The organism is Vibrio profundi, from assembly GCF_043642225.1.
Taxonomy (GTDB): Bacteria; Pseudomonadota; Gammaproteobacteria; order Enterobacterales; family Vibrionaceae; genus Vibrio; species Vibrio profundi_A.
In genome coordinates, this window is the sequence record NZ_JBHZSF010000025.1 from 1 (window position 1) to 22,871 (window position 22,871).

Here is a 22,871-nt window from a genome sequence, read left to right on the forward strand (position 1 = left end):
TCGGCTTCAATATTTATAAGTATTTACGGAGACAATTATGAAATGGGACATTGGTGTTGGCTTAGTTTCATTAAAAAACCTCAGTTAAGACTGGGTTTTTGCTTTTTCCATTCCTAATAAGCCCTTTTCACTTAAATGCACTTAATTTACCTATTGAAAGAAATTCAATTGGAACTTCCGTTCTTCAACGGTATCCAGTCTGTACTTTGTAGTATTGAAGAGCGGAGCTACGCTGCTTCTATCTAACAACATCAGAAACAATAAAGCTTGAGAAGTCTTCTGCCGTATGCAATGTACACATTAATGAGAATACACTCCCTCTCTCTCTCGCTGAGCAGGTAATTTTCCTGAGTTTTTTTGAAGGCTTTCAAACTTTCTATCGAGGCTCTTTCTATCGAGGCTTAGGTCACTATGCCACTTTATAATGATTAATTATCCCTTAATTATGGGAATTCATGTCACGATTGAATTCTAATGTCCCTTCGCTTTTGTTGATTTCGCACTGCACTTCTTCCTGCACTGCACTGTCTTCAAAATTAGGTTTTCTTAATATTCAAAAAATGACGGTTGAGCTAGGTTGTACAACTCAGTCTAGGAATCTATAGATATGATTAAATATATAGGCTTAGGATTATCCAAACCGCTGTTTCTTACGACCCTTATTGGCGCTAGCGCACTAGTGAATTCTTGTGGAGCATTCTCTTCTGAGCATAAAACTATCGGCGTTACCGGTGATTACTATGTGTTTGGGTTAACTTCCAATGAAGTTCTTTCTGGCAAAGACAGTAGTTCTGCTGCGGGTATTGCTAGGGTCACTATTGATTGGTTGGCATACCAGGATGAAACGGATTTAGATACAGGCTCTCTTAGGTTGAGGGTTGACCATAAACATGATTATACAGACGATGCACCATCTAAGTTTGTCATGGGAAATATAGGTGGTTTTGGCTTGATACAACCTGCATTTAGCGATATAGGTTTAAGGCTAACCAACCTATATTGGAAGCAAGAGTACAATGCTCAAGATACTGAGATGATGGTTGGTTTTTTAGATAGTACTGACTACATTGACACTTACGCCCTTGGTAATCCGTATTCGGGGTTTTCTAACATACAGTTCAGCACTGGCTCTGGTTCTATAGCGATACCGGATGAGTCGACTCTTGGTGTATCCCTTCGGCATATGATGTCTGAAAATTATTATTCATACCTTAGTTTCTCCGATGCAAAAGCTGATTCAACTGAACCATTTGATGGCGTTGAAAATTTCTTTAGAGACAATCAGTATTTCAAGTCTCTGGAAATTGGCTGGGTGCCCTCTAAAGACTCCTTTTATATGCAAAACTCCCATTTGACAGTGTGGCATAGTGACGGACCGAAAGCCGAGCCTAGTGAGAACTATGGTGCTAATTGGTCGACGATCTATAACACAGGGAGTTGGGTTCCTTTCATCAGAGCTGGTGTAGCAAAAGGGCCCGAAGCGTTATACAAATCATCAGTGGTGGCAGGGACGGGATATCTAGGGTTAGGCTCTGGAACTCTCGGTTTTGCAGTAGGGTGGGCTAAACCTAACTCAACGTTTGACGATACATACAACTCCGAGCTTTACTACCGAATGAAGTTTGGTCCGGTGTCTGTTACACCGAATATCCAATACCTGAATAACATTCCTTTTAACTCGCAAGCGGATAATGCTTGGGTATTTGGGTTAAGAGGGAGCATACAAGTTAGTATTTAGCCTCTCAATTCTTAGTGCAATTGACAAAAAACATGGTTAAAGAAAAAATGTCACGCTGAGGTTCACGCTCAGCGTGACGTTTTTGGGGTTCTAAAGTGTCTTTCGTAGTCAAACGGAAAACACATTATGACCACAATTAACTTGGATAAACGCGCATTAAATGAAAAAAACGTCAGAATGTATTGGTATGAGCCGACATGAAGGCCGAAAGCGGCCATTATTAATAATAACCAACAAAAGCCTGGTGAGTGTGTTATCTTGGTTTTTATCCCTACCGCTTAGTAGGGACTTCTTTTCTTTTCCGAATTCACATCTCGGCACTCCTTAGTCGCCCTCCTAAGCCTCACAGCAGGCTTTAGTTATGTCAATTTCAACCCAAAAGTTAAAACTCACTAGACATGAAAATGTAGAAAATAACACGACGTACCCTATTTCGCACCTTGGTTACCAACTTGCTCAAAAAGTAAAACCAGTCATCCCTTCAGCGATTATATATTGCGAAGGTAATTTTGGAAAAATTGATGGTAAAACCGCTAATGGGTTAGTGAGGCATTCGTTAAGCTATCGTATTCTATCGGTTATTGATAGTAAGGCTGCGGGCTTAGATGCTGGAGAAGTACTTGATAATAAAGCCAATGGAATTCCTATCCTTGCCAATGCTGAAGAAGCGATCATTCACGCAGAAAGCATTCCCGATTACTTCATTTTTGGTATTGCGCCATCAAGTGGTTTTTTATCAGACTTAGATAAAAGCATCATTTTAAATGCCATGTCATTAGGAATGAACATTGTAAATGGCTTACATGAATTTCTAACCGATGATCCTCTATTTTTAGAAGCCAGCTTAAAGAATAACGTTCGAATATTCGATACTCGCAAACCCAAAAATAAGGGCGAACTGAAAACGTTTAGCGGGAAGATACACAGCATTAAATGTCCTAGAATTGCTATAATGGGGACGGATTGCGCGCTGGGAAAACGAACAACAGCAACAATATTAGCGAATGAACTGACTAAAAAAGGCCTTAATGTCACTCTGATTGCCACTGGTCAAACAGGCATTATGCAAGGCGCGCAATACAGCGTTGCACTCGATGCTGTCCCTTCACAATTTTGTGCCGGTGAGTTGGAATCTGTCATTGTAAAGGCCTATGAAAAAGAAAATCCGGATTTGATTATTATTGAAGGGCAAGGAGCCTTAAGTCACCCTGCGTTTTCAACTAGCGCTTTTATCTTACGTGGCAGTTGTCCAACGGGTGTGATATTGCAACATGCCCCTAAACGTTTATATCGTAGTGATTTTCCTGATTGCCCAATGCCTTCAGTCGCCTCAGAAATCAATCTTATCGAAACGTTTTCTAATACCGGTGTCATTGGATTAACACTGAATCATGAAGGTATGTCTTTGGATGAAACGTGCCGTGCAATAAACAGCTACGCTAGCGAATTTGGTCTACCTGTTACTGATGCTTTATCACAGCCTGTCGAACATCTACTGCACATCGTAACGTCAGCCTTCCCTGTGATTGCAAGTAAACTGGCAAAAAAAGGATGAACTATCCTAGGTTAGACATCGATTGTGGGAAAATTCACCATAACGCTCAGTTCCTGATTACTCAGCTCTCACTGAAAAATATATCTGTTACGCCTGTAACAAAAGTCTTCCTCGGTCACCCTATCATCGCACAAGTGCTTATTGATGCTGGCGCAACAATGTTAGCGGATTCAAGAATCGAAAATCTTCAAAAGATGACAGAATCTGGTATTTCTACCCCCAAAATGCTGATACGTACACCCATGCTAAGCCAAGTGGCGAGCGTAATAAAATACAGTGATGTGAGTTTAAATTCTGAAGTTGATGTTATTCATATGCTTTCATATGTTGCGGAACAACAAAATTGTCGTCACGACATTATTATTATGGTTGAGCTTGGTGATCTCAGAGAAGGTGTAATGTCAAATCGCGTGATTGATTTTATCCGAGGGATTATTTCTTTACCGAATATCACGATAAAAGGAATTGGTACGAATTTAGCCTGTCGGTATGGGGTCGCTCCAGATGATCAAAATATGAAGATTCTTTCTGACCTTGCCGATGGAATTGAAGCTACATTTGGGATCAGCCTAGAAATAATTTCAGGGGGTAATTCTGCTTCAGTTAACTGGGCTCTTCAGAGAACAGGCCTAACTCGAGTAAATAACCTTCGTATAGGAGAAGCCATTTTTTTAGGCTGTGAGCCTTTAGAGCATGAATGTATCAAAGGCTTACATAGTGACGCAATTTCTTTGACCGCCGAAGTAATTGAATCCAAGATCAAACCGACTTTACCTTGGGGAAATCGAGGGTTAAATGCTTTTGGTGAAAAAGAAAACCTTCAAGATAGAGGATGGGTCTCACAAGCTATTCTGGCATTAGGTCGCCAAGATGTTTGTGTCAGCGGACTTAAGGCTCCAAATGGGATTAGTATCATATCTTCAACCAGTGATCATCTTGTCCTTGAATCCTCAAACAAGCCATTATATATAGGGGAAACAGTCACATTCAGTCTAGATTACAGTGCTCTTTTATCTTCTATGTCTTCACGTTATATCCAAAAATATTTTAAGGCACCTAAAGGAAGAAGGAGGGCATAATGCTACGAATAACAGTAACTATCTTGGTCAGTGTCATGCTTAATGGCTGCCAGACAAGCCCAATGAAATCTGATGGGCTTGCCGATTATAGAGCGACGGTTATCTCTAGCGAGCTGCCACAAGATTTAGGACCACTCACGCTTGTTGGTGCTAAATCAAAAGCCAATATTGTGACCCTTGTTTTAGTAAAAAAGAAAACTGTAGATATGGACAGATTAGTTGCTCGAGTAACGGTCAGTTTTTGTGAAAATATTGAAATAAGACCTTTATTGGAATATGGGATTTCTTATCGAATTTTTACTTTAGGAAAAAATGATAAAGTAGAAAATATTAATGTCGTATCTCTAGCTAAGTGCTCTAGTTGAATGTTTAACACTCGAATGGATAAAAGCCAATACGAGTTGTTCAATATCCTTAATGACATCATTTTATTGAAGTTTGATCGCCTTACGCCTTGGGAAAAAAACTTTATCACGGACCTGCACCACAAAGCTTTAACTAAGCAGACCATTTCAACTAAACAAGAACAACTTGTGTTAAAAATCTCAATGAAAGCTGACAAGCCAAAGAAAAAAAACGTACATACCAAGGTTTAATTTAAGTCTGTGTCTACCTAATGTTTTCAAGGTGTTCGGTATCTAGAAAACATTAATCGCATTTGGTTCAATGATCTTAAGGTATGTGAAGTCAGTTCATTCGGCCCCCTGTTTGATGACAAAGACATTCCCTTAGACCTGCAAAAAAGCCCATAGGTCAAAAAACTTATGGGCAAATCAGAGTACATAAGCTCTGAAAATTCACCAATAAAGCATTATATCAAGGCGTTCATGTCGGGGGGGGGGGGGGGATTAATTAAACGCACGAGCCAAAATGCCATTCCCTTGATATTGGTAAACACTTGAATTACTACTTACAAAGACTGATTCTCCGGGCTTAAGAGTAACTGTACGTCCTTCTGAAGTGACGGTCGCCTCTCCTTCCACACAGAACAAAATCTCCGCGCTACGTAAATACTGTGACTTGCTCTCATCAGTCGCAGACAAGATATCAAAGCCAAAGTCATCCACTGGAATCGGATAGCTCATCTTACCCTCTTTCAATACAGGCTTAAGACGAATATCTTCTGGCTTAATCGGCTCAAAGATCGTGTTATCGATAAGCTCAGGAACGTCTATGTATTTAGGTGTGAGACCGGCACGCAGCACATTGTCTGAGTTTGCCATGATCTCCAAGCCTGTGCCTTGAACATAAGCATGTGGGGTTTCTGCGAACAGGAACATCGCTTCACCGGGCGCCAGTTCAACCGTGTTAAGCATCAATGGCGCAAATAAGCCAATATCACCCGGATAGTGCTGTTTGAACTCAATGCTGTATTGAAGAGCTTCACGCCCCATGACCGTTTTAGCTGGTCGCGCATGTGCAGCATAGAGTTCATTAAGCGCGGACGCTTTGCGGTCACCTTCAAGAGACATAATTGCGCTAAAGAACGACTTCAGAGAATCGCTGTCGGCATTGGCTTTAAGTACACTAAGTTCAATCGCTAACGAAGGAATATCGGCTTCTTCGAACAAGGCAATGATATCGTCGATTGGACGAAATCCATTCATCGCTTTGTAGAAAGTCAACGCATAAACCAGCTCAGGTTTGTGGTTTGGATCTTTGTAGTTACGATTTGATGCATTCAAAGGGATCCCAAGTGCATTCTCACGCTCAAAACCTAATTCTGATTTTCGCTTGTTCGGGTGAACCTGAATCGATAACGGTGTTTCAGCGGCCAACACCTTAAACAGGAAAGGCAATTCACCGAAACGTGCCGCCGTGTACCCACCTAAGACATCGATTTTGTTTTCATCAATCATGTGAGAAAGCGATTCACCGGTATCACCTACTTTTGAGCAACCATTTGGATGAGCACCCATCCAGATCTCAGCTTGCGGTTCTTGGTTTGGGTTCACAATACCAAACAGTTGGTTGATGGAGTCTTTGCTTCCCCATGCATAGTTTTGAATAACGTTGTCGAGTTTAAATAGAGACATGATTACTTCTCATTAAAAATCTGGCCGCCAAGCTTGAGCGTGGCTGCGATATTACGGGCACTGCGAGTCAGATTTTGGCTCGCTTCTGATAAAACTTGGTCTAAAGACTGAGGTGAACGTACGGTTCCAAACAGGCTAGACATTGAGCCGTAAAGCTTTTCAACGTCTGTACCCAAAGAACCAGCGATACCAATGGTCGGAATATTCAGTTTTTGAGCACGCTGTGCGATACCAAATGGAGTCTTACCTTGTAGGGTTTGGTTATCCATCTGCCCTTCCCCCGTCACAACCAATGAAGCGCCTTCAAGAGCCTTATCCGCGTCCAACGCATCCAATACCATCTCGATACCCGCTTTAATCTGGATATTGAATGCCAGGCTTAACCCTAGGGGTGTGCCACCAGCAGCACCAAAACCCTTGCTGTCACGATGATTAACGCCTGTATGGGTTTGAGCGATATCGGCAAAGTGCCCAATAGCAGCATCAAGTTGTTGAACTTGAATTTTTGATGCGCCTTTTTGCGGACCAAACACGGCACTTGCTCCGCTTTCGCCACATAATGGATTATTCACATCACACGCGACCACGAACGTCACTTCCTTGCATCTAGGGTGCAGTCCATCAAGATCGATGCTTGCTAGCTGACTTAACTCTGCACCGCCACCAGATAACTCGTTGCCTTGCTTGTCTAATAACTTGCCTCCCAGCGCTTGTAAAATGCCTGCGCCTGCATCATTGGTAGCGCTGCCGCCCAAGCCAATAATGATTTGTTCAACACCTTGATCTAATGCATCTTTAATCAATAACCCTGTACCAAACGAAGATGCGATTAACGGCGCTCTTTCTTCTACTGTTAATCGGTCTAAACCCGATGCTTGAGCAAATTCCACCAAAGCAGTTTTTACGTTAGCGCCATCAACTGTCTGTTCTAACGAAGCCCAATAAGCCGTACATTCTCGACCTAGTGCGTCTGTTGTTTGTAGCAGCTGTTTCTTACCGTTAAGCGCGGTTAGCAGCACGTCTACGGTACCTTCACCACCATCAGCGAGAGGCAGTTTTACGAACTCTGCGTAAGGGAAAACATCGGCAAATCCACGCTCAATGCAAGACGCAACTTGATGAGCGTCAAGTGATTCTTTAAATGAATCAGGGGCAATTACAATTTTCATTGTCGTTCACCATTCCCGCTCACCAAGGTGAGCGGGTTATCGAAATTAGAATTTAATTTGGAATGTTTTTGCTTGGCAAGATGCTAGCTCGCCAAAAGACAAGTCACCAAAGGTTTCAGTTGCTACATCACCTTCACGAACGCGTTCGTCCATGCTTGTTTCTTTCCAGCTTGAAACCGCTTGAGTGAAAGAGATTGAATCCGATACTGAACCCGTTTCTGCTGGGTTGTAGACACGCATGATCAACGCATCTTCATCTTCAGCTTTCTTAAGCACACTTAATACCGCACCTGCTTGTTGCTTCGATAGCAAGCTGAAGCTCATCGGTAGGTTTTGTTCGCCCACATTCAGCTTCATCGCGTTGTAAGGGATCTTGTTGTAGCATTCGATTTGAGTGACATTGTCACGTGCTTGCGCCATTATGTTCGCGTCAATGTGATTACCAGAGAAGCCACACAGTGTGAATTCACACACCAACTTGCCGCGCACTTGTGAATCTGGGGTCGGGATCTTGATACCAGAAGGACGACCAGGACGAAGCAATAGCTCTTCTTTACCCAACACGCCGATACCACGGAACAGTGTCAGTGCGAAGGTATCTCTGTTTTCGTCACCTTGAGATGTAATCACCTCAAATTCACGCAGACCATTCGACATGATCGCCATGCCTGCTTTGCCGTTTTCTAGCGCTGCAAAGTTCATTAATTGATACACAGGAACCGGCGCTTCTTTCCACTTCTCTTCTTCCCAAACCGCCATTGCAGGGTCGTTGGTTGGGCGAGTAATACAACCGAACTGGTTATCCGCAACCACAGTTTCAGAAACAAATGGCGTTGGTACTAAAACACGTACGCGGTGGTCGTCGGCTTGGTTGTCTAATTCCATGCGAACTTCGATACGGCGAGAGCCTTGTTTCAATACCACTTGGCATTGCGCTTCTACAAAACCGTTTTGACCCGTACGTTCTTCACGCTCTGCCAGGTTTGCAGGCACGTTCATACGCAAAGCGATGTTCGCTACCGATTGGAAGCCTTGGTGGTCAATCGATGTTTCTACCGGGAATTCATCAGAGTACAACAGCCACTCTTGGCGAGATGGAGAGTAATCGTACTCATCGCCATCATCAGAACCGTCTTCTAAACGAAGTACTTGGTCGAATACTTGCTCTGTCTCTTTATCAAAAATAGTCAGAGTACCGTTGTCGTTTACATTGATTCGGTAGTATTCGTTTTCTAATAGGTAGTCCTTCTGCTCAGCAACTTTTACAGCGCCTTTCTCGTTGCCTTGGATGTGTAACGTGGTGAAGCCCATTGCTGGTACAGTGCGTTTGATTTGAATATCAAACTCCATGAACGGGTCGTAGTTGCCGTAGTGAACGATTTGACGGTCTACTTTACCTGGGTCGATTTGGCGCTTATCTTGGATGAAGTACTCTACTGGGTTTTCGTTTTCATCAAAGATAGAAAATTCTTGAGCACGGATAGTAATGGTTGTGTTCACCACTTCTTCACGCTCGTACGGAGAAAGGTTAAACATCGCCAGTTTGTCGCAACCTTCACGATCCGGCATATGGTCAACGATTTTACGCTTGTAGAAATGAATCAGGTTGGTCGCCATATCGTCCGCAAGGATGTAACGGTTTAGGATTTCAGCGTGTACCTTGTCTGAACAACAACAACCAATAGAGTCATGAGCGTGGTTCTTCATGCTCTCTTTCCACATTTTCTCAATCAAACCGTGGTGGTATTCAAAGCCTAATGTCCAAGCGATAGACGCTAGCGGTTCTAAGATGTTTACAATCTTGTTTTCGATTTCTGCGTGGATCAGTTTGATGTCCATACGCGTAGACGAAATCGTGCGGTGAACACGCATGTATTTACCGTCGTTGAATTCGCCTTTGATTGTGTCGAGTTGATCGCGTGCTGCTTCTACTTTCTCAAACACTTCTTCGTAACGGCTCATTGAGAATTCACGATCTGGGTAGATTTCGCGAAGCTTGTCCATTACTTCAAAGATGTCTTTTTGAATTGGCATTTGGTCATGACCGTTCGGCAGCAGGATGTCTTTGGTTACCGATGGTTTCTCTAGCACTGGGAAGTACTTATCTAGACGAGCACGCAGACCTTCTTCGTCTTGTGGAAGGTATTTACCAATCGCGTAACCTAGCGGAAGCACTTGTGCCGTTACTTCACTGCCGTCGTTTGACTGCCATAAAAATTCTGTTTTGTTGGTGCCGTGACGCTCTGAACAACCACGCCAGAACATTGCACGCGTGATATCGAAACCGTTGTAGATCATCGGCAGTTGAGAACTCATGCTGAATGAATCTGGTAGGTAACCAATCTTCATTACATCGCCAAATTTCATACAGTCGCGAATGCCATACATCATGTTACGTACAATCGACTCGCCAGAAACTTGCATTGTGTCGGTTTGAGAATACCAAGGGCCAATAATAAGCTTGCCCGCTTCAACCAATGCTTTTACGCGTTCTGTGTTCTCTGGTTTGATCGCGAAGTAATCTTCTAGAACGGCTGTTTGACCATCTAGAACGTAGTATTTGTATTCTGGATCGCTCTCCAGACGGTTCATGATTTCTTCCATGTTGTTCACTAGAAGAATACGAGACTCTTCTGTTGTGAAATACCATTCACGATCCCAGTGCATGTGTGGAGTAATATGTACGCGTGATGTAGTCATAATCATTTACCTAAATATGTCGCTTCGAGTAAATCTTAAATTCGAGCTCAAATACGACTAAATTAAAGTTTTTCAAGGGGTTAAAATTGGCTGTCACTAAATTTAGGGTGCAAAAAACCACGCCCAGTATCTGTGTGAATAAAACCGTTAGGAGCACAGGTATTTAGGACAGCCAAGTTGTTCGTTATTTTTTATATGGTGTTTTTAATGGCGAGTTATAAGTGAGCTCAAAATTCAGTTAGTTCTGTGTTGCAGTACTTGCTTCAAACTTACCCTTTTTTACAGCGTGACCACGCCACATCAGAAGAGTAATGGTTGAAATCACTGTGCCGACAATGGCAGCACCGAACCAGATTGCAGCAGCAGAGAATGCGCCTAAGCCTGAATCGTGTAACAAGAAGATTGAAAAGATACCCGCGCCCGGAGTCGATAGACCAATACCCGCCGCACCAACCATTGCACCTGTAACCACAGAGCCTAGTAAGAATGAGCCGATTACACGGATTGGATCTTCAATTGCCATTGGGATTGCACCTTCGGTAATACCCGCAAGGCCAAGCAGCCATGTAGATTTACCAGTTTCAATCTCAAAGTCTTTGAATAGGCGTGGAGCAATCATGGTTGAAGCCGTTACAGTGAAAGCCGATACCATTTTTACTGAGCCAAAGATTGCGTAAGGACCATAAACGCCGTTTGCCATCGCACCTAAACAGAATGCGTAAGCAGCTTTGTTTACAGGGCCACCTAAGTCGAATGACACAAACAGACCTAGAATTGCACCCAATAACAATGCATTGGTGCCTGACATACCGTTCAACCAGTCCGTTAGACCTTGGTTTAGGAACGCAACAGGTTTACCGATAACAAACAGCATCAAGCTACCTGCCACCAAAGTACCAATCACAGGATAAAGGTAGAAAGTAAGGAAACCGTTAAACGCAGGACCCAAGCGAACATGCTCTTTCACCCAACGCATTACGTAACCAGCAATCAAACCACCAACAACACCGCCTAGGAAACCAGAACCAATGATGTTTGCGGCAATACCCGCAGCAAAACCAGGACCAAGTGCCGGTTTGTCTGCTAATGAGTAAGCTGTGTAAGCTGCCAGTACTGGCACCATTAATGTACCTAATAGGCCGCCACCTAGTTTGCGATACATCCATAGCCAAGAATCTTTTGTTGCGTAGAGCTCTTGCAGGTCAAAAATTTGCGCGATAAGAACAGCAACCGCAAGAACAGTACCGCCAGCAACGATAAGAGGAACCGCGTAAGAAATACCTGAAAGCAGTGCCTGTTTGAGTTCTGTTTTCAGTGGCACTTTCTTAGGTTTGTCATCAGTAGCAACTTTACGCTCTGCACCGTTGCCTTTTTTCGACTCTTCGATCGCTTCGTTTAAAATGCGCTCACCGTGTTTAATCGGTTCTGCAACTGGCGTTTCAATACGAGGAATGCCGTTAAAGCGCTCAGATTCTTTAATCGCGACTTCCGCAGCAAATACACAAGCCACTGCATTGTTTAATTGCTCAGCCGTTAAACGATCTTCAATACCGTTTGCGCCCTGTTTTTCAACATGTACGTTATAGCCAAGCTTTTTGCCCGCCTTTTCAAGATATTCTGCCGCCATATAGGTATGAGCAATGCCTGCAGGGCAAGCCGTTACACATACAATTGTCGGCGCATTTGTATCTAAGTTGTCTTGTTCTTCTTCTTGCTGATTATCGCCATCAAGAAGTGCAAAGATTTCATCAGCAGTTGTTGCTTTTAATACTGCTTCACGAACATCGTCATCAACCAATGTGGTTGTAAGTTCGGTCAGCAGGTGCATGTGGGTAGAACCCGCTTCTGCATTTGGAATTGCAATTAGGAAGATAAGATTCACATCTTCGTCTTCATCTAAGCCTTTCCATTTCATGTCTTCTTTAAGTGTTGCCACAGCGAAGCCGGCTTCTTTAACCGCGTCAGTCTTGCCGTGCGGTACTGCTAGGCCTTCACCAAGCGCTGTCGGGCCTTGCTCTTCACGAGCAAATACTGCATCAAGGTACTCTTGCTTGTTATGCAGTTTGCCTTGCTGATCCAGTTGATCAGCAAGTGCGTAAATCGCTTCTTCTCGACTGCTAAACGTAGTTTGCAGATTTACGAGCGACTTATTCGTTAGAGTAGTAAGTTTCATAACCTTTGTCCCATAGTCACGGATTAGTACGACAGTCGTCTCTGTCGACGATAGGAATGATACAACTTCAAGACATTTAATCCGTGATCACGATCTCACCAATACACATTTGTATTTAATTTGTATTTAAATAGTATTAGTAAACCCTTTAAGAAAGCTTGTTATGTATCGTTTAATTTGTATTATATGTACTACAAAATACCGATACGACGCTCACACTAACCTTGAGAGCAAGGCTTATATAGAGCAAATTTACGTATTTAAGGTACAGGTTGTTAAACAAAGTCTAGTTGTTCTAGCGCACAAATGAGGCAAAAATGGCAAGACTCCCGATGTATCGCCAAATCGCAGATGCAATACGAGAAAAAATCAGTTCTGGTGAATATAAGGTTGGAGAAGCACTTCCAACAGAAGCGCAGTTGCGCGAAGTATTTTCTGTCAGCCGTGTAACGGTTAGACAAGCGCTGAAGCTACTGATCGAAAATGATGAACTTGAAAGCGTGCAAGGCAGCGGCACTTACGTTAAAGAGAACAAAATCAATTACGACATCTATAAGCAGTCTAGCTTTCAGGAAAAGTGGGCGCATTTGGATGTGGTTACCCACAGTGAGGTTCTGGCTTTTGAAATGAAGCCCTGTTCTTTAGCGATGTCTGAACACTTAGATATAAAAGAAGGTGAATTGGTTTTCTACGTAAAGCGTGTCCGTTTCATCGACAACAATCCAATTACGGTTGAAGAAACCTGGTTACCTGTTGCCCTATTCCCAGATCTCACCTATCAAGTGATGCAGACATCAAAGTACGACTTTATTGAGAACACCAAAGGCATGGTGATTGATCGAAGTGAGCAAGAATTGGTGCCGATTCTTCCGCCTGAAGATGTGGCTCATCAGTTAGGAATCGACCCTGCTCAACCTATTATTGAAAAACGTACTCGTGGTTACCTAGCCAATAACACAGTATTTGAATACAGTCGCAACTACTTCACATCTAACGATTACCGATTTACATTGGTTGCGAGAAGGAAAAGCAATATGAAAGAAGGCTAGCTAGCGTCTAGTGATGTAGTGGCTATTCAGTTTCTACCTCCACCAAGAAAACAGACTTGATTCTCCCCGATTTCTAGTGAACCTATAAGAAAATCTAGGTCAATTTTCGAAATCGAATAATAGCGAAATTACGGTGGTAACAAACTTTGGGGCAAAGACGTTTCAGTAACTTTCCTAAATTAGTATAGTACGGATAACTTGACGTATTGAAAAAGTAACTCCGCACAACACCAATACCATAAATTTAAATAATTGATGGTGCTAGTGAAATAGGCCTGTTATGCGCATTCCCATTAGATAAGCAGTGCATAATTATCATTTATCTGCTTGGTAGTCCAATTTCCCTACACCATCTAAACAAGAGTCCATTTGTAGTAACATGATGAATCTAGGAGTCAGTAAACATACAACCACGAAAAAAGTTAGAATGAAAAATGAAACTAACAATTTTTCCTGTTTCTCACAAACGGCATCACTCTTAATCTATATTTATATCAATTTCAGCATTCTAAAGATAAGTGCTTTATAGATGAGTAACACCTCAAAAAACATTAGTAACTATTTATTTAACTAGGTTTAGATGGTGAGATGTCAATCTATTTTTAACTGTTAATCTCTTAATTAAAATAATCAAAGTTATATACTTTCGTTCCAAGTAAACCAACGAATTATTAGTATATATGCGATACTTATTTCTTTGCTTTTTATTTTCCCCCACGCTCTCTCGCTACCGAAAATTTGAGACTTGCGACATATAATTAAAAATTTCTTTCGGCTTGCATGAATAAAACTCGTGTCATCAACTATCAAATGGTCGTAGAGCGTCTAAATGCAGATATTGTCGCTTTGCAAGAGGTTCGAGATAGATATGCCTTAGAACGATTCTTTCCTGCTGATAAATGGGATGTGATCATTGATGATGACAGTACTGATGATATGAACTTAGCCTTTGCTGTAAGAAAAGGTCTAACTTATCGGTTAAAGTCAGGACAAACAAAGAACGTTGATAAAGACTTAGATTTTGCGTTTCCAAAGTCAAATACCAACTTTGTAGATGAAAGGCGTGTACTAAAGCTCTACGTAACATATAAAGGGAAAGAGGTTCTCCTTCTAAACCACCATGCAGAGTCTCGATACAATGGTCGAGCAGTTACAGACTTCACTAGAACTAATTCCGCTTTAGATCTTATAGATTTTATTTATCAAGCTTCAACTATATATGTTGCTCCGTTGGGCGACTTTAACGACACTCCTGACGACCGTTCTTTAAATACGTTGGATAACGGTATCGATTCTCCAATGAGCATTGAGAACGAAAAAGGGGGATTTCTGGTTAACTTAACTGAACCGCTAGCTTCAAAAGATCACGTCTCGTATGGGTTAAAGAGCCTTGATAAGACTGACTCTATCGTTAAGTTGGTAAACCCTGCCATTGTTGGCTCTAGGTTCGAAAACCTAGACAACTATTCAAGTGACACTCCCGTTAAAAAAGCGCTTTATGACCAGATCCTCGTTACCCCAGAATTAAAGACACTGTTATATCAATCTGCCGAAGCAAGAGTGTTTGATGACATTGTTGGAATTGATGGCAATGACGATACGCGAGCCTCAGATCATCTCCCAGTCTATGTAGACTTTGATTGCCCTACTTGTGATACCCCCGATTTAAGAATTGAATCGTTGCTACCTAACCCTATTGGAAATGACTCAGGTAATGAAACCATCAAAATCAAAAATATGGGTCAACGTTTTGATGGAAAAATTATTATCCAAGATGCTTCTATGAGAAATGAGGTAGTTTACATAACGCTTGAAGCCAATCAAACCTTCTTACATAAAATCAATTCAGGAGTAACTTTAAACAATTCAGGGGATACCGTTCGAATACTTAATAAATATGAAGTCAAAATTGATGAAGTCAGTTATTTATCTTCAAAAGAAAACGTTGAAATCTACTTTTAAAGGGAACTTATGAAAAAAAAATTTATAGCAATCGTATTGTTCATTGCGATTGTTTTCATACCCACGTTTGCTTACGCAGCAGATGAGTGGGATAAGAATGCAGTTTATGAATCTGGTGATACTGTCAAATGGAAGGGCCTTACATATATCTCCTCTTACTGGACCCAAGGTACAGAGCCTGTTGATAATCAAATTTCATGGGATGGTTGGATTACCATTGATACCGACTCAATTGAAGCTTGGAAACAATCCTCGACTTATAATGGGGGTGATGTAGTCGAATACAATTCAGGTTTCTACCTTGCTAAATGGTGGAATACTAATGAAATTCCTAGTACCTCTTCGGAGTGGCAGCGCTTAGATATCAACACGATAGTAAAGCCAACCCCAGATCCAGATGATACAAACATCATTGGTAAAGACAATGATGGGGATGGCCTACGAGATGATTATGCCGTTACCATTGAGGAAAGCTACACGGAATCGAAAGAAATTGCATTAGCAACTCAAGCAGGTAGGGAGTTTGGAAAATTACTTGAGTTTAGTGAAAATGATATTGAAATCACCGTTGAAGATGCACAACTAATGGCAACGAATGGTATTGCTCTACAATACTGTATTGATGTCTATAAGATGGAAAACCCAGAATTTCTAAATCCAATTGATTTGTACTTTGACACTTTAGATCGAGCGATTGCGAACAGAGAAGCATCTACCAAGCTCTATAAATCGTTACAAGGGAATGAACCAGTAGTGACAGAAATTAATTGTGACAAGTTCTTAGAAGGGGTTTCAAAATGAAAAAGATATTGACTCCTATTATTGGTGCAATGTTGTCGAACAACACTGCATACGCTTCGATTTGTGGACCTCGAGTTGATGAGGTTCAATTGTTCTATGTAAATGGGATGTTTACAACATACCAGCAATTCGGCGCTAACAAAGCTCACCTTATTACTTACCAGAAGAAGTACTTGACTAATGAATTTGAAATGTCTCCAATCGTTGATGGCAGTTACAACAATTCTGAAGACTTAACTAAACAGATAGAGCAGGTAGCAAAGCAAAAGTATGACGAAGCGACTCCTGAACAACGGAAAGTGCTCAAAATGCTTATTAATGGTACGTTCAGCTTTTATACTGGCTTGAGTGACGAAGAGACTAAGACGTTGATTAGCGGTCTATTTAGTGAATTGGATGCCTATCTTATAACTGGGGATGGAGATTATCGCACTGCAGAACGACGACTGTGAAAAAGAACAATCAATATTTTATTTTATTTTGGTTGTGCTTTTTCACAGTCGTCCTCGATAACCTTCTTGCTGATAATTACTCCACCTCCCCAACACTAATCGAAGCCTATTCTTTGGCGGTATTTTGTAAAGCTAATGGTCGTACTACAAATACAAATCTTCGCCTATCATAAGAATTGCTAACGTCAACTCTCGCCTTTTACAAGTCATTACTTTTTGTATTGGAAAATTGTCTTCCTATCTGAATTTTTAAATCGGGGACGAAACACACTTTGGGGCATTTTCGAGCTAGAAAATGCCACGTGTAAAATCACAAGAGTTTCGGTTGTTGTGTATCCTGCTTCTGGACAAAAAAACGATTCTTTTAAAATTCTCGCTCAAGATTGCTTTCTATAAGTTGACCATAACCTACACCGATTTCCGAAATAGCGCTGGTACAACTGGCTGGTACAACTGATTGAAGCATTAGACCTAGATACAAGTAAATTAAAGGCTGTCAGGAGCGATCTGAGTAACACGACAATAATATGTATCTGTATCTTTATCAGAAATATAGACGTGCACATTCAAGCCAAATACCCAAGCTAAATAAGCGGTATTTACCATCACATGATCTTTTTGTTCGACTACCAACCAAGGGGAACTCCTCTTATGGGGGCAATCATCTGGCTCTTGGTCGGAAAGACGAATAAGTAACCCTTGTGAGCCCGAGGTAATACCCTTAATTGGACCGTAAACTACATTACCGCTTGTTGCTTGTGGCAGTGCTTTACCTCCTTCCTCAGCAGACTCAGCAGAGTTCGAGTATACAACCAAAGAGAAGAGAATGGCGAAAATGACCAAATAAATTAATAAGTATATGTACTTCATTGTGTACTTCATTATGTACTTCATCGCATAGCCTCTCTAATCAAATCATTTTATTGAGGTTTAACAGAAAATACTTTCTGTTGATAATTAAACAAATAACGTACGTACCTTAGGTCGAACTGTAATAGTTATTCCAGTTATTAATAGATTATTTATGTTATTCACCTTACCCAATTCGATACTCATCATTCGCTCAGCTTAAATAAATGGAAAGAACTTAGAACATTTGTAAGCCATCTAACATATTTCTGATGAAGGTCGCCTGTACTCCTATAAATGAGAGTAGTAAGGTCACATCGATAGTGCCTATTTACGTGCACCGTACTCCTAACATTCAAACGGTTCACCGAAGCTTCACATTTATGATTCACCATAGGAAATGCTCTCCAATTATTCAAAACCAAGACTCGACTCAATCATGCTCTCATTGTGAAATCTTTTTGTCACAAAGTGGCGGTCTACCGGAAGGCGGTACATAGCAAGGCGCCACTGGTGGTTGATGCTGAGCAACATCCTCAAACGGGAGCGTTCTAATTTTGTTTCGATGCCCACTTCCTGTGTTTTTGTTATGTAATGGGTCATACTTATAAAAACTAGTTGGACCCCATGGGTCTGCGGTATAAGTCATTTTGTTTCCGCGCCCCCCAAGCTCGTTCATGGTAATGTCTAGTGAAATGAGTTCTCTCGTTCGCCCGTCCATACCATATTCTCCTAGTTCTATAGAACTATGATTCGACACAAAGGTATGATTTATCTTTCCTTGTAGTGTTTCTAACCCGTCAATATGAGCGTCTCTATCAGACAAATTATTGGTTAGAACACGTACCTTGGCATAATTGGTCAGTGGGATCCTTTTATCTTTGTCTTGTGTATAGATAAACTCTCCCATACTTAATGGGTATAATTTCATTAACATATTCGGGTAGTCTTTTGGATTTAAAACGGATCCAGAGGAAAATTGAACATAAATCATTAAAGAAGGGTCCTGATGCCAATCCTGCTCCTGCAAGAGATGTTTTCTAGTGTAATATTGGAACCAATTTACAAATCCTCTGAGTTGTTCAGCATAATCTCCTGGACCTTCTAAGTTTAGTAACCAACCATCAAGTTTCATTTCATGTGCAATAATCGCAAGTGACTCAGCAACGAAGTAACGTTTGTTATAGAACTGGTCTTCGGGGCGTGGCTCTACTCCACTGGCACCATCATATGGTTCATTTGCAAAAAATTGAGTACGGTGTTCTTCACGGCCACCAAACTGACTAGGTGGTATGTACAGAGAACCATAAGCTTCCTTACCAAGCGCGTGAACTGCATCAATCCAATGACCCGTTGGTACAATCAACTGCCCATCTGAGGCAGAGCCGCCAAAGTAGACGAGGTCTGTTGCACGTATTAAATCATCCGAATTAATACTATCTGGATATGTTATGGTTATTGGTCCTTCTTCTGCCAACTGCCTTACTAAAAGACTATACTGTGAAACATAGTTGGTTTTGGTATCTCTTACCTTATCTCGTAAGTTTTGTTTGGCCCAAGCACTCACATCGCGAAGACTGCGTTTTGTTTTTTGTTCTTTCGGTAATAGTCTGAAGAAGCGCGTCCACAAATGAGGCTTTTTCAAATCATGCAGGTCAGTGACCCAGCTTTTACGCTCCGGATATGAGATGTCATATTGCTCTTTTAGTTTCAGCCCAGTCTTATATGGCGGTGCAAGCAGTACACTCAACACTGTGTTTACGTTTGAATGCCCGTCCGAATAATTATCGGTGGTAAGGTTGTACTTTTCAGACCATTTTTCACTAGGGGATTCATCTGCTGCTAGAGCAAACCAAGGAAATATTAAAATGAAGTACACAACAAACAATAAGCGATCTATTAACATACATTTATCTTCCTTATTAATCTCGGTGACTGTTTAATTTAATAGGCAGGGCGCAACGACAGACAACGGGTCGGAGCTCCAACTTCCAACTAATGTCTGTAAGAATTAAAGACGCTATAATCGTACAATGAAAATTAAATATAATTATTTATAGATAAAGTGCTATTTAAAGTACCTTATCAAGTGTTTTTTATTTAAGGGCGCGAAACGGTATGAATTACATTTTTCATAGCGAGGAGGCTTTGTTGCGAAATTCAAATGAACTAAATCAGAATCTTACGATCAGATCAGAGACATTCATTCACTGACTTTGATTTCATGTCGAAGCCTCGTTACAAAACCACTAACTGGCGCAGATACAATAATTCCCTGTTCAGCCGAGATTTACTCACGTTTTGTAAACTCATTCGAACTTATAAAATGCAAGGCCTCAATACACTTTGAGAAACAATGATAAGTTCATTAGATAAATGGATTTCAAGAGTTTTTCTGAATAAAACCCTCTATGTGATGAACATTTACTCGCCTACCAAGTCACAGGCTGTTTACTCGAAGGGCTGTATGTTATCGTCGATAATCGAGCATACCCCAACACAAACAGACAATAAAATTGAACAGCAGTAGCTGTTACTTTAAATAGTCTGGAGTGCTCTGTTGGGCGTGAGCTTGTCAGAATAGTAGCTAATTAAAATTTTCTAAAACATATATCAATGATAAGGAAAAGTATCGTAAAATCGCTTTTCTTGAGGAAATCACCAAGTATTGATCTTTATAAAAATGATTGCACAATTTACTACAAGTCAGCTTAGTGCCAGCTCACCAAAACTCGTTACGCAAACTAACGTCAACCCTCCAGTGACTCGCGCTTTTTTATGGTTGACGTTAGTCGTTTTTAAATATCATACCCTCCGTCGGGTTTACAAGACCACCAAGTTTTATTATTAAACGGTTTTCGCTGAATATTCGTACCACAATGTACCTCACCAAGCATTTCGTAATATGAATACCAATCCTCTATGAAAACTACTTCCCGTTCTGGAACTGCGTCTTTAAATGCTTTTTCAAAAACACATTCTCCCCCAACAATAGGTCCATGTGGCTTTGGAACGATGCTTACATTATTAATAACAAGGTGATTAACCATGTCGGGAAAGTATGCTGCTGTTCTTTTCGTTCCTGTGGGGTGGAAAAGAACAGGTATTTGAACGATATGCTTATCACTAACCCCTAATTCACGCTTAATGATAGAGATGTTGGTATCCATGACATTCTGATAATCATCATTGTGCTGCCAAAATACCTCATCATTTAACAATTCATCTACCGTTATTTCAGCAGATTGAGGACTTCCTGACTCACCACGTTTCATACCTTCAAACATGACAGTGTTGCCATTACCATTTAATGATAATCTTTTTAGAATAGCCTTTGTTCTCCCTGGAGAGGCGACAAGTACCAAAAATCCAATTTCATTTACGGCGGGCACAAAGCAAATAATTTCATCCACATGCCCAACCGTCAACCAGTCAGTATAAACCTCAAAAGGGGATTGAACTTTCTGTGAATACAAGAACTTCCTCAGTTGAGGCATCATTTGCCTATTGGCTTCAGAATAATCCCCATATTTCTTACCACCAAATACAATTCTTCCGAAAGGATAATCCCTTCCGTTAACCGCAACTGGTGGGCTAACTTCAAGGTTACCAAATGAATCTAATGAGTTCGGCGTACTTCCACCAATTTGAAAATGACCAAAGTCTTCGCCGAGTAGTTCTTTCTCAGGAAATCCGTCTAATCCTCTATCTCTTGGGCTATCCATAACCACCGGTAAGATGTGACTCGATCCTTGAGCATATCCAAACTCTATTTCATCTTGAATCCATCTATCCCCAAGGTGATCTTGTGGTTCTATGATTGTTAAAGGAACATTTATATTGTCTAAAGCGTCTGTGAGGCCTTCAATGAACTTTTCATTTGTATTGTCCCCATTAACAATCCTGCACGTAAATACGCGCTCAGGTGGAAGTGTGTTCGGAGTCATAATCCATGGGGCTACCCGATAGACAACAGAGTCATTAGAAATAACGCTTTGACCTTTGACTAACAATAGTTCTAAAGTGATTAAGCCCTCAAAGCTAGCACTTGGGTATTCGTGTGCTTCAAGATACAAGTCTTGCCCCTTCGTAGAAAGCGGAAGAGAGGAGAGCAAAGTTTCACTTTCCCCAGACGGATCCACTCCTAAAATTCTTTCATAGATCCCAGAGTCTGACTTTGCATATACCGTAAATCTTGATGCCGCCCCTTCAGTGGTTGCTAAAGTCAAGAAGACACCTTTTGGAAACTCGTCTAGCAACGTATCTTCCACGACTAATTTAGACCATTCTGAATGATAACGACCTGATGGATCATGCTCGTTTATTTCTAGGTCATTATTTACTAGTACTACAGCCCCTCTTTGATTGCTCCCCCAAACCCAACTATCGTTACCCGTATCGATTAGGTCAATATCACCATCACGATCACTGTCATTTCTTATAGATAGACGATACGCATCCACATTGATTTCAATTCTATCGATTTCACTACCATCATCATCTACGTGAATGAGCGTGGCTTTATTTTTTCCCGCCACTAGAGCCTGGATGCGAACCGCCCCTTCATACGCTAAAGGGGCGTGTACTGAGGTATTTAAGGCAAACTCTTTCCATACATCATTTTCAACATGAAATAGTTTAAGTCCATGAATATTGACAAGTACTAAAGCCCCTACCTGGACATTTAAGTTCACTCTGACATTCTCGCCTATTGAAAGAAAATGTTTAGATTCCATATTTATATCCTCATATGTTTTTTTGAATATTGCGATGCCCCTTTTTACTTGGGCGGGCAACGCCTTATATTCAACTTAAGTCATTCATGTTATTGAGCTTTCACTTTAAGCAGGAAAGGGGCAAAGAGAGCCGTCGCCGTATTTTTATCATCGTCATGATCTCCTTTGGAGTAGGATCAAGGTTCTGAAGGTCTGTATGCACTGAAAACCTCAATCCCTCCACTTGTACAAGAGCGCCCCATCGAATGACACTAATTAATCGTAAATTATCAGCCGCCTTGCTCAGAGTATTGGGGCTCCACGGCGTGATCCGCACCAGCAGTTTTGGACATTGAGTTAAGTGAGTACAATCACTAATGAGGTGAACCATGACAAGCAAGAAGAAACGTATTATCCATTCTCCTGAATTTAAAGCAGAAACCCTGAAGCTGGCAGAGAAAGTGGGAGTCGCTGCAGCCGCAAGACAGCTCTCGTTACATGAATCTCAGATCTACAGTTGGCGAAAAGCCACAAAGAAGAATTCTAATATTAGCCAACGAGAACAAGAATTGGCCGTTAAAGTCGCTAAGCTA

16 protein-coding genes and 1 pseudogene are annotated in these 22,871 nt (G+C 41.3%); 10 read left to right on the forward strand and 7 right to left on the reverse strand.

Translation table 11 applies throughout. From position 1 onward, the window contains the following. The first annotated feature begins 607 nt into the window (after nucleotides 1–607). The 5 genes and pseudogenes from ACHUFI_RS21785 to ACHUFI_RS21805 all read left to right on the forward strand — a co-directional run bounded on the left by ACHUFI_RS21785 (nucleotide 608) and on the right by ACHUFI_RS21805 (nucleotide 4,968). Nucleotides 608–1,738, forward strand: a complete 1,131-nt coding sequence (locus tag ACHUFI_RS21785) for a carbohydrate porin (protein ID WP_394253020.1) — start codon at nucleotides 608–610, stop codon at nucleotides 1,736–1,738. A gap of 361 nt (nucleotides 1,739–2,099) precedes the next feature. Continuing rightward, nucleotides 2,100–3,293: a DUF1611 domain-containing protein gene (locus ACHUFI_RS21790; protein WP_394253022.1), complete on the forward strand. Its 1,194-nt coding sequence runs from the start codon at nucleotides 2,100–2,102 to the stop codon at nucleotides 3,291–3,293. Continuing rightward, nucleotides 3,290–4,415, forward strand: a pseudogene (locus tag ACHUFI_RS21795) (alanine/ornithine racemase family PLP-dependent enzyme). The gene ACHUFI_RS21790 and the pseudogene ACHUFI_RS21795 overlap by 4 nt, the downstream one beginning before the upstream one ends. Continuing rightward, complete coding sequence (gene gspS2, locus ACHUFI_RS21800) at nucleotides 4,372–4,737, forward strand: type II secretion system pilot lipoprotein GspS-beta (RefSeq protein WP_394253024.1); 366 nt, start codon at nucleotides 4,372–4,374, stop codon at nucleotides 4,735–4,737. Before ACHUFI_RS21795 ends, gspS2 begins: the two are co-directional and overlap by 44 nt. Further along, the gene (locus ACHUFI_RS21805) at nucleotides 4,738–4,968 is read left to right on the forward strand and encodes a hypothetical protein (RefSeq protein ID WP_394253026.1); all 231 of its coding nucleotides are present in this window, start codon (nucleotides 4,738–4,740) and stop codon (nucleotides 4,966–4,968) included. A gap of 252 nt (nucleotides 4,969–5,220) precedes the next feature. On the opposite strand, the gene manA is transcribed toward ACHUFI_RS21805, so the two are convergent. The 4 genes from manA to mngA all read right to left on the reverse strand — a co-directional run bounded on the left by manA (nucleotide 5,221) and on the right by mngA (nucleotide 12,450). Then, on the reverse strand, nucleotides 5,221–6,408 hold the full coding sequence (gene manA / locus ACHUFI_RS21810; RefSeq protein WP_394253028.1) for a mannose-6-phosphate isomerase, class I: 1,188 nt from the start codon (nucleotides 6,406–6,408) through the stop codon (nucleotides 5,221–5,223). Between the two features lie 2 nt (nucleotides 6,409–6,410). Beyond that, nucleotides 6,411–7,577, reverse strand: a complete 1,167-nt coding sequence (locus ACHUFI_RS21815) for a glycerate kinase (protein WP_394253030.1) — start codon at nucleotides 7,575–7,577, stop codon at nucleotides 6,411–6,413. A gap of 45 nt (nucleotides 7,578–7,622) precedes the next feature. Beyond that, nucleotides 7,623–10,277, reverse strand: a complete 2,655-nt coding sequence (gene mngB, locus ACHUFI_RS21820) for a mannosylglycerate hydrolase (RefSeq protein ID WP_394253032.1) — start codon at nucleotides 10,275–10,277, stop codon at nucleotides 7,623–7,625. Between the two features lie 238 nt (nucleotides 10,278–10,515). Beyond that, the gene (gene mngA, locus ACHUFI_RS21825) at nucleotides 10,516–12,450 is read right to left on the reverse strand and encodes a PTS 2-O-a-mannosyl-D-glycerate transporter subunit IIABC (protein ID WP_394253034.1); all 1,935 of its coding nucleotides are present in this window, start codon (nucleotides 12,448–12,450) and stop codon (nucleotides 10,516–10,518) included. A 317-nt stretch (nucleotides 12,451–12,767) separates the two neighbouring features. On the opposite strand from mngA, the gene ACHUFI_RS21830 reads away from it, so the two are divergent. From ACHUFI_RS21830 to ACHUFI_RS21845, 4 genes are all read left to right on the forward strand, one after another. Continuing rightward, nucleotides 12,768–13,499: a GntR family transcriptional regulator gene (locus tag ACHUFI_RS21830; protein WP_394253036.1), complete on the forward strand. Its 732-nt coding sequence runs from the start codon at nucleotides 12,768–12,770 to the stop codon at nucleotides 13,497–13,499. A 780-nt stretch (nucleotides 13,500–14,279) separates the two neighbouring features. After that, entirely contained in the window at nucleotides 14,280–15,461 is a 1,182-nt protein-coding gene (locus ACHUFI_RS21835) for an endonuclease/exonuclease/phosphatase family protein (protein WP_394253038.1), read from the forward strand. Nucleotides 15,462–15,470: 9 nt separating this feature from the next. After that, nucleotides 15,471–16,262, forward strand: a complete 792-nt coding sequence (locus tag ACHUFI_RS21840) for a carbohydrate-binding protein (protein WP_394253041.1) — start codon at nucleotides 15,471–15,473, stop codon at nucleotides 16,260–16,262. Continuing rightward, a complete protein-coding gene (locus tag ACHUFI_RS21845) occupies nucleotides 16,259–16,714 on the forward strand; it encodes a hypothetical protein (RefSeq protein WP_394253043.1) in 456 nt (151 codons plus the stop codon). Before ACHUFI_RS21840 ends, ACHUFI_RS21845 begins: the two co-directional genes overlap by 4 nt. A 486-nt stretch (nucleotides 16,715–17,200) precedes the next feature. Here ACHUFI_RS21845 and ACHUFI_RS21850 read toward each other — a convergent pair whose 3' ends face one another. From ACHUFI_RS21850 to ACHUFI_RS21860, 3 genes are all read right to left on the reverse strand, one after another. Continuing rightward, entirely contained in the window at nucleotides 17,201–17,584 is a 384-nt protein-coding gene (locus ACHUFI_RS21850) for a hypothetical protein (RefSeq protein ID WP_394253045.1), read from the reverse strand. 424 nt (nucleotides 17,585–18,008) lie between these two features. Further along, on the reverse strand, nucleotides 18,009–19,469 hold the full coding sequence (locus tag ACHUFI_RS21855; protein WP_394253047.1) for an endo-beta-N-acetylglucosaminidase: 1,461 nt from the start codon (nucleotides 19,467–19,469) through the stop codon (nucleotides 18,009–18,011). 892 nt (nucleotides 19,470–20,361) lie between these two features. Continuing rightward, nucleotides 20,362–22,299, reverse strand: coding sequence for a protein-arginine deiminase family protein (locus ACHUFI_RS21860; protein WP_394253049.1), 1,938 nt, complete (start codon nucleotides 22,297–22,299; stop codon nucleotides 20,362–20,364). Between the two features lie 368 nt (nucleotides 22,300–22,667). On the opposite strand from ACHUFI_RS21860, the gene ACHUFI_RS21865 reads away from it, so the two are divergent. Then, the coding region (locus tag ACHUFI_RS21865) for a transposase (RefSeq protein ID WP_394253051.1) at nucleotides 22,668–22,871 on the forward strand (204 nt) is incomplete at its 3' end.

Excerpts from the sequence above, each read along its gene's own strand:
- ACHUFI_RS21815 (WP_394253030.1), bottom strand. The coding sequence starts at position 7,577 with ATGAAAATTGTAATTGCCCCTGATTCATTTAAAGAATCACTTGACGCT.
- manA (WP_394253028.1), bottom strand. The coding sequence starts at position 6,408 with ATGTCTCTATTTAAACTCGACAACGTTATTCAAAACTATGCATGGGGA.
- ACHUFI_RS21860 (WP_394253049.1), bottom strand. The coding sequence starts at position 22,299 with ATGGAATCTAAACATTTTCTTTCAATAGGCGAGAATGTCAGAGTGAAC.
- ACHUFI_RS21830 (WP_394253036.1), top strand. The coding sequence starts at position 12,768 with ATGGCAAGACTCCCGATGTATCGCCAAATCGCAGATGCAATACGAGAA.
- ACHUFI_RS21785 (WP_394253020.1), top strand. The coding sequence starts at position 608 with ATGATTAAATATATAGGCTTAGGATTATCCAAACCGCTGTTTCTTACG.
- mngB (WP_394253032.1), bottom strand. The coding sequence starts at position 10,277 with ATGACTACATCACGCGTACATATTACTCCACACATGCACTGGGATCGT.
- mngA (WP_394253034.1), bottom strand. The coding sequence starts at position 12,450 with ATGAAACTTACTACTCTAACGAATAAGTCGCTCGTAAATCTGCAAACT.
- gspS2 (WP_394253024.1), top strand. The coding sequence starts at position 4,372 with ATGCTACGAATAACAGTAACTATCTTGGTCAGTGTCATGCTTAATGGC.
- ACHUFI_RS21840 (WP_394253041.1), top strand. The coding sequence starts at position 15,471 with ATGAAAAAAAAATTTATAGCAATCGTATTGTTCATTGCGATTGTTTTC.
- ACHUFI_RS21805 (WP_394253026.1), top strand. The coding sequence starts at position 4,738 with ATGTTTAACACTCGAATGGATAAAAGCCAATACGAGTTGTTCAATATC.
- ACHUFI_RS21835 (WP_394253038.1), top strand. The coding sequence starts at position 14,280 with ATGAATAAAACTCGTGTCATCAACTATCAAATGGTCGTAGAGCGTCTA.
- ACHUFI_RS21790 (WP_394253022.1), top strand. The coding sequence starts at position 2,100 with ATGTCAATTTCAACCCAAAAGTTAAAACTCACTAGACATGAAAATGTA.
- ACHUFI_RS21850 (WP_394253045.1), bottom strand. The coding sequence starts at position 17,584 with ATGAAGTACATATACTTATTAATTTATTTGGTCATTTTCGCCATTCTC.
- ACHUFI_RS21845 (WP_394253043.1), top strand. The coding sequence starts at position 16,259 with ATGAAAAAGATATTGACTCCTATTATTGGTGCAATGTTGTCGAACAAC.
- ACHUFI_RS21855 (WP_394253047.1), bottom strand. The coding sequence starts at position 19,469 with ATGTTAATAGATCGCTTATTGTTTGTTGTGTACTTCATTTTAATATTT.